We start from the raw sequence: 14,284 nt of genomic DNA on the forward strand, positions 1-14,284 counted from the left end.
ATACCAAGGATGGTTTAAGAATATAAATAAAAAAGGAGTGGTAAGATGCCACTCCTTTTTGTAACAATGTTTCAGATCAAAGTCTTGCTTTTATGAAAGCCAGTGTTTTCTCATAAGAATCTTTCGTGGCTTCTTTATCAAAATTTGGATTAGATGGATTAGCAAAACCATGGCCCGCATCATAGCGATGAACCGTCAGCTTCTTATCCACCTTCTTCATATTTTCTATAAATGCATCCACCATTTCAGGTGATGGGCTCCTGTCTTTGTTGCCAAAGAAACCGATCACATCAGTTTGTAGTTTTTGTAGTTTCTCAAGATTGGTTTCTGGACGGCCATAGTACATAATAGTTCCTGCACCCTGGTTGCCAGCAATTATGCCAGCTTGTAAACTCCACATGCCACCAAAGCACCAGCCTATGGTGAATATCTTTGCATCTTTTCCTGCATAGGCTATGGCTCCCTTTATTATATTTTCTAATCGCTCGTTGTTCACGCCCGACATGTACTTCATAGCACTGTCCCTGGTTGTAGCTACCTTGCCATCGTACATGTCCAAAGCCAGTATGGTCACATCATCCAGGTCACCTGCCAGCTTATCACTTTCCTGCTTTATATAATCATTCAATCCCCACCATTCCTGTATTACTAATAGGTAGTTCTTGCTTTTCTTTTTCCCTTTTATCTCGTAAGCCATTGCCTTGTTGCCATCAGGGGTTTTAAAATCTATCATCTTGCCTTTCTTGTCTTCCAACTCAAATGGCAAAGGCTCGTCATGCAGCATAGCAAAATCCATAGTGCGTGCTTCCATTTTTGAATACTCTCTTACATCGCTAATGAAACAACTGGTATAACATTCGGGTGTGAGTGGCTCGGCAGATTGTTTTGTGAAAGCAGCACTCATGATGGCTGCCATAACAAATGAAGAAAATACAAGGATTAAAAAATTTCTCATTATGTATAGTTTGTTTGAAATTAACACATACCATGTCCACATGGTTAATATTTAAATCCAATTTTTTTTGCCACCTAAAATTGCTGTAGGTTTGTACGACCTCTGAGATTTTTTTCTTCTCCGCAGGTCATTCAGTTTAGGGTGATGAGCGGAAACTCATCTATTATTTTACTGGATTTTCGAACTCTGCTGCTTCTTGCATTGGAGAATTTCTATGCCATGGATGGCATAGCTACCAACTGGTGGAGCAGTTCCATTGTTGGCTTTTACACTTATTGATAAATTCTTATATTGAAACAATGGCAAAGTTCATTTTTGTTACAGGTGGTGTTACAAGTAGTTTAGGAAAAGGTATCATAGCAGCGTCTCTGGCAAAACTCCTGCAGGCGCGTGGTTTACGGGCAACTATTCAAAAGTTTGATCCTTATATAAATGTAGATCCGGGTACGCTAAATCCATATGAACATGGCGAGTGTTATGTAACGGAAGATGGAGCTGAAACAGATCTTGACCTGGGGCATTATGAAAGGTTCCTGAATATTCACACCACACAGGCAAATAACGTAACTACCGGTCGCATATACCAAACAGTTATTAATAAAGAACGTGAAGGAGCATATCTCGGTAAGACAGTGCAGGTGATACCGCACATTACCGATGAAATAAAAAGAAGGATGCTACTGTTGGGTAAGGATGATAAATACGATGTAGTGCTTACTGAAATTGGTGGTACAGTGGGAGATATTGAAAGTCTTCCATTCATAGAGGCAGTACGCCAGCTACAGTGGGAACTGCCCGAAGAAGATTGCCTGGTAGTACATCTTACGCTGATACCTTATTTGAAAGCAGCAAAAGAACTGAAGACAAAACCAACACAGCACAGCGTAAAGCTGATGAGTGAAAATGGTGTTCATCCTGATATATTGGTGTGTCGTGCTGAAGAGCCACTTACCAATGATATCAAGCGGAAACTCGCACTGTTTTGTAATGTAAAACAAGAAGCTGTTATTGAAGCTGCCGATGCTTCTACCATATACGAAGTGCCTTTAATGATGATGCGCGAAAAGCTGGATCTTATTTGCTTGAAGCGTTTAAATATTACCAACTTCAACGAGCCAGACCTGGAGAAATGGAAAGGCTTCCTGGATAAGCTGAAGTACCCTAAGAGCAAGGTTACTATTGGTCTTATTGGTAAATACATTGAGCTGCAGGATGCATACAAGTCAATACTTGAAAGTTTCATTCATGCAGGGGCAATTAATGAATGCAAGGTGCAGGTGGTAAACGTGCACAGTGAGTTCATTACTGATGAAAATGTTTCAGAAAAACTGGATGGTTTAGATGGTCTTTTAGTGGCACCAGGCTTTGGACATCGTGGTATAGAAGGAAAGATAACAGCTGTGAAATATGCGCGTGAAAACGGCTTGCCTTTCTTCGGTATATGTTTGGGAATGCAAATGGCTGTAATAGAATTCGGACGAAATGTACTGGGGCTTGAAAATGCCCATAGCACAGAAATGGATGAGCATACACCGCATCCTGTAATCAACATGATGGAGGAGCAAAAGAAGATTACGTTGAAAGGCGGCACTATGCGTTTAGGTGCATATCCTTGTGTGTTAAAAGAAGGTTCACTTGCTCATAAGATCTATGGAACCACCGAGATCAGCGAAAGACATCGTCATCGTTTTGAGTTTAATAATGATTACCTGCAGCAATACCAGCAGGAGGGGATGATAGCCAGTGGAACCAATCCAGATACAGGTTTGGTGGAGATCATGGAGATTCCATCGCATCCATTTTTCATTGGCGCGCAATACCATCCTGAACTAAAAAGTTCTGTAGAAAGCCCGGCTCCTTTGTTTGTGCATTTTGTAGCCGCAACCAAAAGGTATAATGAAAAACGTACTTCAATCAGGAACCCGCTTTTGCATAGCGAGATGATCTAGTTGTATTGTTACCTAATAAAGCAGCGGCTGTTTCAATTTAGAAACAGCCGCTGTTGTTTTATAGGATGAATCTATTTCTATGATTCCTGCTTTGTCATGATGTCTTTCTTCATGCTTTCCCAAAAACCATCAAAACTTTGTGTAGTTGACGTCCAATTCTTCAGTCTTTCTTTCAACTGTTCTTCCCTTTCAGGCCTTGATGTTTCAAAAAAGTGACGAAGGAAGTTCTCATCATTTTCTTTTGCCAGTTGGTTATACAGTTCTTTCAGGTCTTTTTCTTTCAGTTGGTTGGTAGTGGCAATCTCTTTTTCCATCTCTTCGCGTAGTCGCACCTTCTCATCATATGTACCTGAAGGAAGAAGCGTCTTTGCCAGTACTGGCATCAGTTCTATCAGCATCAGTATAACCACAATCAGGATGTAGCGCCACTGTAAGGCAGTATTACTTTTTACAAGATTGTTCAAAGCTTCTATTCGGGTAAGAAAACCATTATTTAGCAAGCTTGTAAATGTGTCATTTTCCTTTTTTACAATGGCATCAATAGAAGCAAGTGAACTATCAAGTTCATTGATCTTTGGTTGAGTTTCAGTTACCAGCTTCCTGTATTCCTCATCCAGCTTCTCATACTCCATTTTTTTAGCCCTGGCTATGTTGTGAATGCCTACTTTTCCACTGCCGCCGGTTCCATCAATTTCTTGTACAAATGCCTGGCGTGCCGTGGTCACTTCATTATACTTCTTATCAAGTTGTTGCGTGTAAACATCTTTGTTGGCCTGCAAAACAGCTTGTTGTGGTTTGTAAAGAGAATCGAGTTCTGATTGTTTAGTACGTTTTCGTTTTTCATTGTCCAATGAAGCCTGCAGTTGTATCTCTTTATCAAACATGTACAAAACAGCAGGTTGCGCCATGAATGTTCCAAGTGTAATGGCAAGAATGGATCGAAGAATAAGTGGAGCCGCTTTTGTTTTGTTGAACTTGTTGATGCCTTTGATCAGCGCCCTGTCAATGGTTAAAATAATAAACCCCATGAACAGGCCTAAAGCAATAACTGCAACAAGATTAGTTGTGATCGTGGACCAGAAGTAGGTCCATGCAAGGGTAGCAAAAGCCCATGTAGCCAATACTGTGGTACCTATTATCCGGTAACGGTTCCTGTCTACCACGCAATCTGTCAACAGTTCTTTCTCGGCTGTACTTAGCCACCACAGGAATTTATCCCACGCCGATGGAGCATAATGCTCCCTCTGCGAAAGTGAAGTGATACTTTCACGCATACAAAAAGATTGAATTGAAAATGGTGGTTGAAGCGGGGAGATCTACTGTACAGTAACTAAAGTAACAACATTATCAGGTGAAAGACACTGCTGATTTGCCTTTACCACTTATTTAACGGCTGCACCTGCCGCTGCTGGCGTTAAGAAAACCTTGATGCGGGTATGCTAACCCTCAAATCCCTACCTTTGCCGACTAATTTTTGAAACTGATATGCAGACTGATAAGAATACGGTCATTGGATTCGTGTTATTAGGAATTCTCTTTTTCGGGTACTTCTGGTTTTCCAGCCAACAGCAACAAGAGCTTTTAAAGGAACAAAGACGTGTTGAAGACTCAATTGCACAGGTAAAAGCTAAGCAGCTTCCTGTTGTTGACCCGGCTACCGCACGTGTGGATTCTACTAGAAGAGATTCAATGCAGAATGTGGCTGCCGCTGGTTCTTTTCATTCTGCAGCAAATGGAACAGAGCAACTGTTGACTGTAGAAAATGAACTGATCAAGATAGTTTTTACCAATAAGGGCGGACAACCTAAAAGTGTAGAGCTAAAGAAATTTCAATCAGCTGATAGTACCAATGTTATACTGGCAGGAACAGATTTCGACCATATCTCTTATAATATAAATACTACTGCTAACCAATCTTCTTCTACAACCAATCTTTTCTTCAACCCGGGTACTATATCTAAATCACCTGATGGAAGTACGGTTGTAACATTCCTGCTGCCTTCGGCTGAAGGCCAGTCTATTGCACATCAGTATGTAGTTCGTCCTAATAACTACATGATTGACTGGAACGTACAGTTGCAGGGATCTGACAGGTTACTAACGCAAAACACACTTAACCTGAATTGGCAAGTGCTTACTGCGCAGCACCAGCGCGATGTTCGTTACGAGAGAACGCAATCCCGCCTTTGCTACTTTACCGATGATGATTATGATTTTACAAATGCAGCTACTGGTGCCAGTGAAACTTTTAATAAACCGGTGAAATGGCTGTCTATAAAGCAGCAGTTCTTCAATACTACTCTTGTAGCAAAAGGAAATTTCAATTCAGGTGAAGTAAGCATTACTGTTCCTGGAGATGAAGACTCAACAGATGTTGTAGGTAAGGCCATTGCGAATATGCGCATCCAACTTCCTGCTTCAGCCTCTGCCAATATCCCTTTTCAGATATATTATGGTCCTAATGATTACCAGGTTCTTAAGCAATATGGAATGGAAATGGAAAGTATTGTGGACCTTGGCTCTGGTGTTTTCTCTTTTGTGAAATACATCAACAGGTACATCATTATGCCGGTGTTCAACTTCTTTGCAAGCTTCATTACCAACTATGGTTGGGTGATTGCCCTGTTGACCATTTTTATTCGCTTGGTTACATCTCCATTAACCTATAGCAGTTACCTAAGTGGTGCTAAAATGAAGGTGCTACGTCCGGAGCTGGATGTTCTGAAGAAGAAGTTTGGTGAAGATCAGCAAGGCTTTGCAATGGAGCAAATGAAGTTGTTTAGAGAAGCCGGTGTTAACCCGCTTGGTGGTTGTATACCTGCTTTGCTCCAGATACCTATCTTCTTTGCCTTGTATAGCTTCTTCAATGCCGAAATATCATTGAGAGGTGCAAACTTCTTGTGGGCAGATGATCTTTCATCTTATGATGTAATACTAAAGTTGCCTATTTATATCTGGGGTTACGGCGATCACGTAAGCTTATTTACGCTTACGGCTGTTATTACCAGTTTCCTTATCTCGTTTTACAATATGAGCATGACACCGGACCAAAACAACCCGGTGATGAAGTACATGCCATATATTTTCCCTTTCATCCTGTTGTTTGTATTCAACAGGCTGCCATCGGCACTTACCTGGTACTATACCGTATCAAACGTTATTACCTTGATCCTTCAGTTCATTATCCAGAACTATATCATCAATCATGATAAGATATTGGCTAAGATCGAAGAGACACGTAAAAAGCCGAAGGTGAAGTCTAAATGGCAGCAGAAGTACGAGGGGATGGTAGAGTCGCAAAAGAAACTCCAGGAACTGAAACAACGATCTTCAGATAAAAAATAGTTGTAGATCAATTACTTTAACGAAGCCTGTGTCAATAGCACAGGCTTTTTCGTTATTATTGAACCAAATTATTCCTGATGTATAAGGCAATTTTGAAAAACTTATTTGTGACGCTTTTAGTGCCTGGATTCTCTGTTTTCGCTCAGGCTCAATCACCAAAAGTTATCTCTGAGGTTTCTGTAGTTTACGAACTTTCTATAGAAGATGCCAATGCTGACGCGAATACTGTGAAGGCAATGAATGGGGCAGTCAAAAACCTCTTTATTAAAGGTTCAAAAGTTAGAACAGATCTTGTTACACCTTCTTTCAAACAAGTATTCCTGCATGATAGCAAATCTGATACAACAGTGGTATTAAGGGAATTAGGGAATACAAAATACCTTACCTATATCGATGCGCGTAAGCGGACTGAGCAAAATAGGAAATATGAAGGGATCACCTTTATTAATACAGAGGAAACAAAAACTATCCTTGGGTATGAGTGCAAGAAAATTGTGGCACGGTTGAAAGATGGATCACAGTACAATGTGTTCTATGCACCATCTATCATTCCATCTAATCGTTCTTTCGAGTACCAGTTCCAGGACCTCCCAGGTTTTGCTTTAGAATATGAGGCTCAATCTGAAGATGGAAAGACAAGGGTGAAGTATACTGCTACAAGAATAACATTAACACCTGTTCCGGTTGCACTTTTTGATATTCCGAGGAGCGGGTATAGAATACTATAATCATCAATAAACAATAGATGTTGAAGGCAATCTGAAATTCAGGTTGCCTTTTTTAGTACAGAATACGTGGAAAGCTAGCTAGTGATGGAAAGGTATAGGCAAAAAAAAATCTTCCGATTGGAAGATGATTTATATTTTGATCAAGATATTATTACCTGATAGTAGGAGGAGTTGGTGTAGCAAACTTAGGTACCGAAATCTTGTGCTTATAAGGGTAGATATAAGTAGTGTTACCTTTTTCAAACCTCATAATAGAAGAAACGGTAGTGGAACCATCATTTTCTTTCTTCTTGTTAAGAACCTGGGAACCTTTGAACTCGAAGCTGCGAAGAGAAAACTGAACAGCATTTGTTTTGTAAAAGCTCTTATTGAAGTCTTTTAAAGAAAATTGTTTAGCCCTGCCTTCAGAAGAACCGGTAAAAGAACCCAAAGCAATGTGAGTAACACTTACAAGTGCCAGTGCTACGGTGAATGTTATTGCTTTTAAAGTAGTTCTCTTATTCATCTCAATACAAAATTAAGTGATAAAATTATATTTAACAACTTTTTTTACTAAGTACATAACGCAGATTTAATTAAAAAGTTACATCAGAAGTTGGTTTTATTTTGGTACAAGCTTAACTTTCATTAATACAGATGTAACATGAGCGAAAATTCATACAGAGAAGACAGGGAAGAGTTGCGTGAACTGCTGATGCAGTTTGAGAATTTGAAGACTGGTCGCCAGCATTCATTTTTAGAAGAAGATGCTTTTGAACGAATAATAGATTACTATGATGACAAAGACGAACTCGCCAAAGCTATGGAAGCCGCAGATCTTGGGATAGAGCAGTTTCCATACTCATCTGTTTTAATGATCAAAAAAGCTGACCTCTTGCTAGCAGGGCGCAAATACTGGGATGCTTTAGAAATACTGGAACGCGCCGAACTATTCGACAGCAGCGACATCAATCTTTTTATCTTAAAAACAGATGCTTACCTCGCTCTTGATCAGCAGCAAAATGCGGTAGAACTATTGGAAGCAGCACTTCTGCAGTTTGAAGGAGACGAAAGAATCGAGCTGCTTTTTGAACTGGCTGACGTTTACGATGATTACGAGGAATTTGATAAAGTTTTTGATTGTCTTAAACTGATTTTAGAAGAAGAACCCACCAATGAAGAGGCTTTATATAAAATCTGCTTTTGGACTGATTTCACCGGAAGAAATGAAGAAAGCATCCGGCTCCACCTGAATATCATCCAGGATTTTCCATACAACGAGTTGGCGTGGTTTAATCTCGGAGCAGCTTACCAAGGGCTGAAGCTTTATGAAAAAGCCATTGATGCATACCTGTACGCTGTAACCATTGATGAAAAGTTTGATTACGCCTATCGTAACATGGGCGATGCTTACCTGCGTCTGCGCAAGTTCAAAGACGCCATAGAAGCACTGGAGAAAGTGCTTGAGCTAAGCAGACCTGAGGATGTGATCTATGAAGCCATTGGACATTGCTATCATAAAATTGGAAACTTTGCCCAAGCCAGGTTCAATTATAGGAAAGCTTCGCATCTTAATCCCGATGATAGCAAGCTTTACTATAAAATGGCTCTTACTTACATAAATGAAGAGCAGTGGGAGAGCGCCATCAAACAGTTGGAAAGTGCAATGCGCATCCACAGAATGCTACCTGAATATAATCTTGCAATGGGCGAGTGCCAGATGCAGTTGGAGCAGTACAAAGATGCTATTCAATATTTCGGGAATGTGGTAAGGTCAAGGCCTAAAAGTGTGGCCGGTTGGGAGGCATTGATTCGTTGTTTGTTTAAAGCAGAATTTTATGAAGAAGCTTTAGAACAAAGCGAAGCTGCCTTGAAAGTAACAGAAGGAAAGACCTTATTCATATACTATCTCAGTGGGTGCTTGTTTGCACTTCGCAGATCAAAGGAAGGATTATTACAACTTGAAAAGGCGATGCAGGTTTCTCCAAGGCAACTGAAAAGGTTTATAGATCTTCAGCCGGCAATACTTCAGAACCCGCAGGTGGTAGATGTAATTGCGCGTTATAAAAAGGGTAAGAAGATCTAGTTTTAGTGCCAAATACCAGCTATTACAACTTCGTATGGTATATTAAACTGCAATAACTACTTTTGCGCCTCTCAAAATTTGATTTTAAAATATAATCTTTTATGGCAACAACTGCAGATATCAGCCGTGGTATGATCTTAAAGCTGGATAACAGCTTGTATTCAGTAATAGAATTTGGACAAAATAAAACAGCACGTGCTGCTGCTAAAGTTTGGGCTAAACTTAAAGGTGTAGATAATAACCGCACAATTGAACACACCTGGAACAGTGGAGATAATATTTATCCTGTTCGTGTTGAAAAGAAACCTTTCCAGTTTTTATACAAAGATGAAAGTGGCTACAACTTCATGGATAATGAAACTTTTGAGCAACTTTCTCTTCCTGAAAGTATGATCGATGCTCCGCAGTTTTTGAAAGATGGCCAGGAGGTTTCAGTAGCAATTAATACAGAATCTGAGCAGCCTATGAGCGTAGAACTACCTGATAAGATCGTTATGCAGGTTACTTACAGCGAGCCAGGCGTGAAAGGTGATACAGCTACAAGGACTTTAAAACCAGCTACTGTAGAAAGTGGTGCTACTGTAATGGTGCCTTTGTTTGTAAATGAAGGTGAACTGATCAGGATCAACACTAAATCTGGTGAATACGTAGAGCGTGTGAAAGAATAATCTTTTTAAATAGATTTATATATGAGGTAGTCTTCCGGCTGCCTTTATTTGTGCCCATACATAAAAACTTCATCTTCTCTTGGGGATAAACCACGATGGACGATGCTATTTCTTGAACCTGTAAATGAAATGGAATTCCATAACACCAAGCAGGCACAAAGCAAGAAGAAACATTTTCAAGAGTAGCAACATATCTACTTCAATCCTTCATCCGCTACGAAGGCTTCTGCAAAGGCTATATCATTTTCGCCCATACCTAATAAGGCCGGGTCGTACCAATTTGTGGTTGGAAATTCTGGTGAAGCAATGCTGACGTGCAAAGCCATGGTCAGCTTCACCAATGTACAACCAGGGTTAGTTTACAAGCCTGGTGATGTGCAATTACCAATCTTCCCAGGGGCTAAACGGATAGTTCCATACAACCTCAATGGCAAGTTTACCCAAAGGAGTATACCAAGTAGTGGCGGCTGTAGATATAGGCGATGATAAAGAACTGGAAGTAGTAGAGACAGTTATTGAAGTAAAATAAATTTTCAACTATACAATAATGCCGAACCTGCGCCGTTATCCTTACTTATTATAAAAAAGTACTAGTTAAGGTTGTTTCAATTATTTACCTATTTATAAACATCCCATCATGAACTACATCTCCACCCAAGGCTACTCCTACAGGAAAACAAACCGTTATGGTAAACTAAAAAGTGCTATAACCGATTTCTTGAAGCTTGTAATCATTTTCCTGTTCGTAATCATTTTAGGGATGCTGAAAAGCTAGTTCATCCATAGATTTTCTGCGTCTTCCTTTCTCTTAGATACTCCTCTTTACATAGCTGCCAGGTCATTCATGCCTCATATGTTGATTTATAAGTCCTTCCTGTACGTTCAACTGGCACAAGTTTTTCAGATTTCCTATCTTTTATGGGATTTTTGGCTATTTTGCCGCCCGTTTCTTTATAAAAACCTCATTTACAATCAATCAAACCAAAATCCGATTGTATGGACTTCAAACAAATCCAGGAGTTAATCAAGATCATTAACAAGAGCAACATTGGCGAGTTAACAATAGAAGAAAAAGATTTCAAAATCACTATCAGGCAAAAAGAAGATGCAGTGCCAGTGTATAGTGCTTCTGTTCCCGCACCAGCAATGGCTCAGTATCCAGTTGCACAACAGGCAGCTGCACCAGCACAGGTTTCTAATACTGCACAAGAACAACCTGCTGCTTCAAAATCTTCTGACAATTTAATTGCCATCCGCAGCCCGATGATCGGGACTTTTTACCGTAGTGCATCACCAGATAAACCTTCGTTTGTAAACGTAGGTGACGAAGTAGCTCCAGGTAAAACTGTATGCATCATTGAAGCAATGAAACTTTTCAATGAAATCGAAAGTGAAGTGAAAGGAACTATTGTAAAGGTGCTTGTAGATGATGCAAGCCCTGTAGAGTACGACCAGCCTTTGTTCCTGGTTGAACCTGCATAAGAAGTGGTAGTTCAAAAGTTCCAGTGGAGCTTTTGCCTACAACAATTATCAATGTGTAGTAACAATAGCGGGCAAGAATAATTTCATGAATAAGTACTGGTGGTTCTTTTATCCCTTAAACCATCAGCCAATAATTGTCATATGTTCAAAAAAATATTGATAGCAAACAGGGGTGAAATAGCACTGCGTGTTATTCGCACCTGTCGCGAAATGGGTATAAAAACAGTTGCTGTTTATTCAACAGCAGATAAGGATAGTCTTCATGTAAAATTTGCCGATGAAGCTGTTTGCATTGGCAAACCTCAAAGCAGCGAGTCTTATTTAAACATTCCTCATATAATGGCTGCGGCGGAGATTACTAACGCAGATGCCATTCACCCAGGTTATGGTTTCCTTGCAGAAAATGCAAAGTTCTCTCAGATATGTGCCGACCACGGGATCAAGTTTATAGGACCTACTCCTGATATGATCAGCAAGATGGGAGACAAGATAACTGCCAAAGAAACCATGATAAAAGCCGGAGTACCTGTGGTACCTGGTGGAGAAGGTTTGCTTGAGACAGTAGAAGAGGCTAAGGCATTAGCCAAAGAAATAGGATACCCGGTGATACTGAAAGCTACTGCCGGTGGTGGTGGTAAAGGTATGCGTGTGGTAAATGAAGAGAGTGAATTAGAGAAAGCTTACACTACTGCCCGTACCGAAGCTGGTGCATCATTTAAGAATGATGGCATCTACATGGAGAAATTCGTGGAAGAGCCAAGGCATATAGAGATACAGGTAGCAGGCGACCAGTATGGAAACGTGTGTCACCTTAGCGAACGTGATTGTTCCATTCAGCGTCGTCATCAGAAACTGGTTGAAGAAAGTCCTTCACCTTTTATGACACCAGAACTGCGTCATGCAATGGGTGAAGCTGCCATCAAAGCTGCTTCAGCTATCAACTACGAGAGTGTTGGTACAATTGAGTTCCTGGTGGACAAGCACCGCAATTTCTACTTCATGGAAATGAACACACGTATACAGGTGGAGCATTGCGTAACCGAAGAGGTGATCAACTATGACCTAATCAAGGAACAAATCAAAATAGCGGGTGGTGAGCGTTTGACAGGTAGAAATTATGAACCGCAAATGCATGCTATCGAATGTAGAATAAATGCCGAAGATCCATACAATGACTTTCGTCCTAGTCCTGGCAGAATTACTGTATTGAACCAACCAGGCGGACACGGAGTGCGTGTTGATAGCCATGTTTACGCAGGCTATGTTATTCCTCCTTTTTACGATAGTATGATTGGTAAATTGATTGCGGTTGCACAAACTCGTGAAGAAGCTATCAATACCATGTACCGTGCACTTAGCGAGTATGTTATAGAAGGTATCAAAACCACTATACCATTCCATCTTCAGCTTATGCAAAACGAAGATTTCAGGAAAGGTAATTTCACTACCAAGTTCCTTGACACCTTTAAGCTTCAGTAACAAAGCTTTTATAATAGAAGTAACCCATGCCCAAAAGGCGTGGGTTTTATATTTGTCCTGGAAGCATTTGAAGAAACATTCATGATCTTTTTAGATGAAAGCAAAAGTTTGAGAGTAGATATTCTTCTTTTTTTAATATGTATTTTATCTTTAGTTGTTGCCTTTGTTTCTTCTTCACCAAAACGTCCGGTTATGACCAAAGACTTCGCTGCCGATGCACCAGGGGTTGCAGATTTGGCTGCTCCTATAGAACAAAAATCACGTATCACTATTATAGATACATTAAGAGGTATCGCTTTATTAGGCATCCTGCTAATGAATATCCCATATTTTGGTATGCCCCACCAGCTGGCGGAAAACCTGGATATACGTGGCGAATATTCAGGTCCTAATTACCATACATGGTGGATCGTTACCACTGGTTTTGAAGGTACCATGCGTGGTTTGTTCTCTATCTTGTTTGGAGCCGGTGCTATATTAATGATTTCACGGCTTGAGCAAAAGAAGGATGGACTTAATCCCGCTGATTTTTACTACAGGAGGCTGATATGGCTGATGCTTTTTGGCGTAGTCAATGCATTTATTTTCTTGTGGCCCGGCGATATTCTCTATGGCTATGCGCTCTGCGGCTTGTTCCTGTTTCCCTTCAGAAACCTGCGTGCTAAACATCTCCTGTTATATAGTTTGCTTTTCTTAACCATAGCTACCACCAGGAGAACGCTTGAGAGGGTAGCGCTACTAGAGACGAAGCAGCAGGCTGAACAAGCAATTCAATTTGAAAAACAAAACAAAAAGGTAAGTGAAGAGCTGGCCGCGGCCAAAGGAGAATGGGAGCAAAGGCAGGAAAAGATGAACATTGATAACCTACGGAAGGAAGTGGAAAAGGAAAAGGCGGAAATGCAAAAAGGCTACTTCAGCATCATGTCGCACCTCAAGCCACTGAATATGAAGTTTGAGAGCAGTAAGTTTTATAACATGATCTTCTACGACATCATGATATTCTTGTTCCTGGGAATGGCTTTATATAAAATGGGCGTATTAACTGGTAAGCGTTCTACACGTGCTTACGCTTTGATGCTGTTGATCGGATATGGCTGCGGTCTATCACTGGCATATTATCTCAACCGTACAGCAGTAGACCTGCGTTTCAACCAGGTGCTGATATTCGAGAAACTTCCAGTTGATCTTTACCAGTTCAAAAGGATATTTCTCTGCTTTGGTCACATTGGAACGGTGATGCTGTTGTATAAGAAGCAGGTAGCAAGCTGGTTGCTAAGGGTACTTTCAAAAGTGGGACAAATGGCTTTTTCAAATTACCTGATGCAAAGCCTCATTTGCACATTCATTTTCTACGGTCATGGCTTACGCTGGTTTGGCGAGTTTGAGCGTTATCAACTTTACCTGGTTGTAGCAGGTGTGTGGGTTTTCCAAATAGCTTTCAGCAATATTTGGTTGAACTACTTTAGGTTCGGCCCTTTTGAGTGGGCCTGGAGGAGCCTGACCTACTGGAGAAGGCAGCCTATGCGAAAAGATCTGCCGGCTATCACAGAAGCTCCATCAATCATTGTAAACAAAGCTAAAACAGAAGAGCACCCGGTGTAGGGTGCTCTTTC

12 protein-coding genes are annotated in these 14,284 nt (G+C 40.6%); 8 read left to right on the plus strand and 4 right to left on the minus strand.

The window, feature by feature from the left end; translation table 11 throughout:
• Positions 1–76 precede the first annotated feature (76 nt).
• A complete protein-coding gene (locus J4N22_RS05260) occupies positions 77–955 on the minus strand; it encodes a dienelactone hydrolase family protein (RefSeq protein WP_207492647.1) in 879 nt (292 codons plus the stop codon).
• A gap of 299 nt (positions 956–1,254) precedes the next feature.
• Between J4N22_RS05260 and J4N22_RS05265 the strand changes: the two genes are divergently transcribed.
• Positions 1,255–2,904 carry a CTP synthase gene (locus J4N22_RS05265; RefSeq protein WP_207492648.1) on the plus strand — a complete coding sequence of 550 codons (1,650 nt, stop codon included), beginning with the start codon at positions 1,255–1,257 and terminating at the stop codon, positions 2,902–2,904.
• A gap of 77 nt (positions 2,905–2,981) precedes the next feature.
• Here J4N22_RS05265 and J4N22_RS05270 read toward each other — a convergent pair whose 3' ends face one another.
• Complete coding sequence (locus tag J4N22_RS05270; protein ID WP_207492649.1) at positions 2,982–4,178, minus strand: DUF4407 domain-containing protein; 1,197 nt, start codon at positions 4,176–4,178, stop codon at positions 2,982–2,984.
• Positions 4,179–4,389: 211 nt separating this feature from the next.
• On the opposite strand from J4N22_RS05270, the gene yidC reads away from it, so the two are divergent.
• Both yidC and J4N22_RS05280 read left to right on the plus strand, forming a co-directional pair.
• Entirely contained in the window at positions 4,390–6,249 is a 1,860-nt protein-coding gene (yidC, locus tag J4N22_RS05275) for a membrane protein insertase YidC (RefSeq protein ID WP_207492650.1), read from the plus strand.
• A gap of 77 nt (positions 6,250–6,326) precedes the next feature.
• Positions 6,327–6,977, plus strand: a complete 651-nt coding sequence (locus J4N22_RS05280; RefSeq protein WP_207492651.1) for a hypothetical protein — start codon at positions 6,327–6,329, stop codon at positions 6,975–6,977.
• A 151-nt stretch (positions 6,978–7,128) separates the two neighbouring features.
• Here the strand turns inward: J4N22_RS05280 and J4N22_RS05285 are convergent, their stop codons facing one another.
• Positions 7,129–7,482: a hypothetical protein gene (locus tag J4N22_RS05285; protein WP_207492652.1), complete on the minus strand. Its 354-nt coding sequence runs from the start codon at positions 7,480–7,482 to the stop codon at positions 7,129–7,131.
• A 138-nt stretch (positions 7,483–7,620) separates the two neighbouring features.
• On the opposite strand from J4N22_RS05285, the gene J4N22_RS05290 reads away from it, so the two are divergent.
• The gene (locus J4N22_RS05290) at positions 7,621–9,042 is read left to right on the plus strand and encodes a tetratricopeptide repeat protein (protein ID WP_207492653.1); all 1,422 of its coding nucleotides are present in this window, start codon (positions 7,621–7,623) and stop codon (positions 9,040–9,042) included.
• A 101-nt stretch (positions 9,043–9,143) separates the two neighbouring features.
• Positions 9,144–9,710, plus strand: a complete 567-nt coding sequence (gene efp / locus J4N22_RS05295) for an elongation factor P (RefSeq protein ID WP_207492654.1) — start codon at positions 9,144–9,146, stop codon at positions 9,708–9,710.
• Between the two features lie 194 nt (positions 9,711–9,904).
• On the opposite strand, the gene J4N22_RS20070 is transcribed toward efp, so the two are convergent.
• Entirely contained in the window at positions 9,905–10,036 is a 132-nt protein-coding gene (locus J4N22_RS20070) for a hypothetical protein (protein WP_255551660.1), read from the minus strand.
• Between the two features lie 670 nt (positions 10,037–10,706).
• Here J4N22_RS20070 and accB point away from each other — a divergent pair.
• The 3 genes from accB to J4N22_RS05310 all read left to right on the plus strand — a co-directional run bounded on the left by accB (position 10,707) and on the right by J4N22_RS05310 (position 14,273).
• Positions 10,707–11,192 (plus strand): acetyl-CoA carboxylase biotin carboxyl carrier protein, encoded by a 486-nt coding sequence (gene accB / locus J4N22_RS05300; RefSeq protein WP_207492655.1) that lies wholly within the window; start codon positions 10,707–10,709, stop codon positions 11,190–11,192.
• 141 nt (positions 11,193–11,333) lie between these two features.
• Positions 11,334–12,671 carry an acetyl-CoA carboxylase biotin carboxylase subunit gene (accC, locus tag J4N22_RS05305; RefSeq protein ID WP_207492656.1) on the plus strand — a complete coding sequence of 446 codons (1,338 nt, stop codon included), beginning with the start codon at positions 11,334–11,336 and terminating at the stop codon, positions 12,669–12,671.
• Between the two features lie 192 nt (positions 12,672–12,863).
• Complete coding sequence (locus J4N22_RS05310) at positions 12,864–14,273, plus strand: DUF418 domain-containing protein (protein WP_207492657.1); 1,410 nt, start codon at positions 12,864–12,866, stop codon at positions 14,271–14,273.
• Positions 14,274–14,284: the final 11 nt, after the last annotated feature.

Source organism: Aridibaculum aurantiacum, from assembly GCF_017355875.1.
Taxonomy (GTDB): Bacteria; Bacteroidota; Bacteroidia; order Chitinophagales; family Chitinophagaceae; genus Segetibacter; species Segetibacter aurantiacus.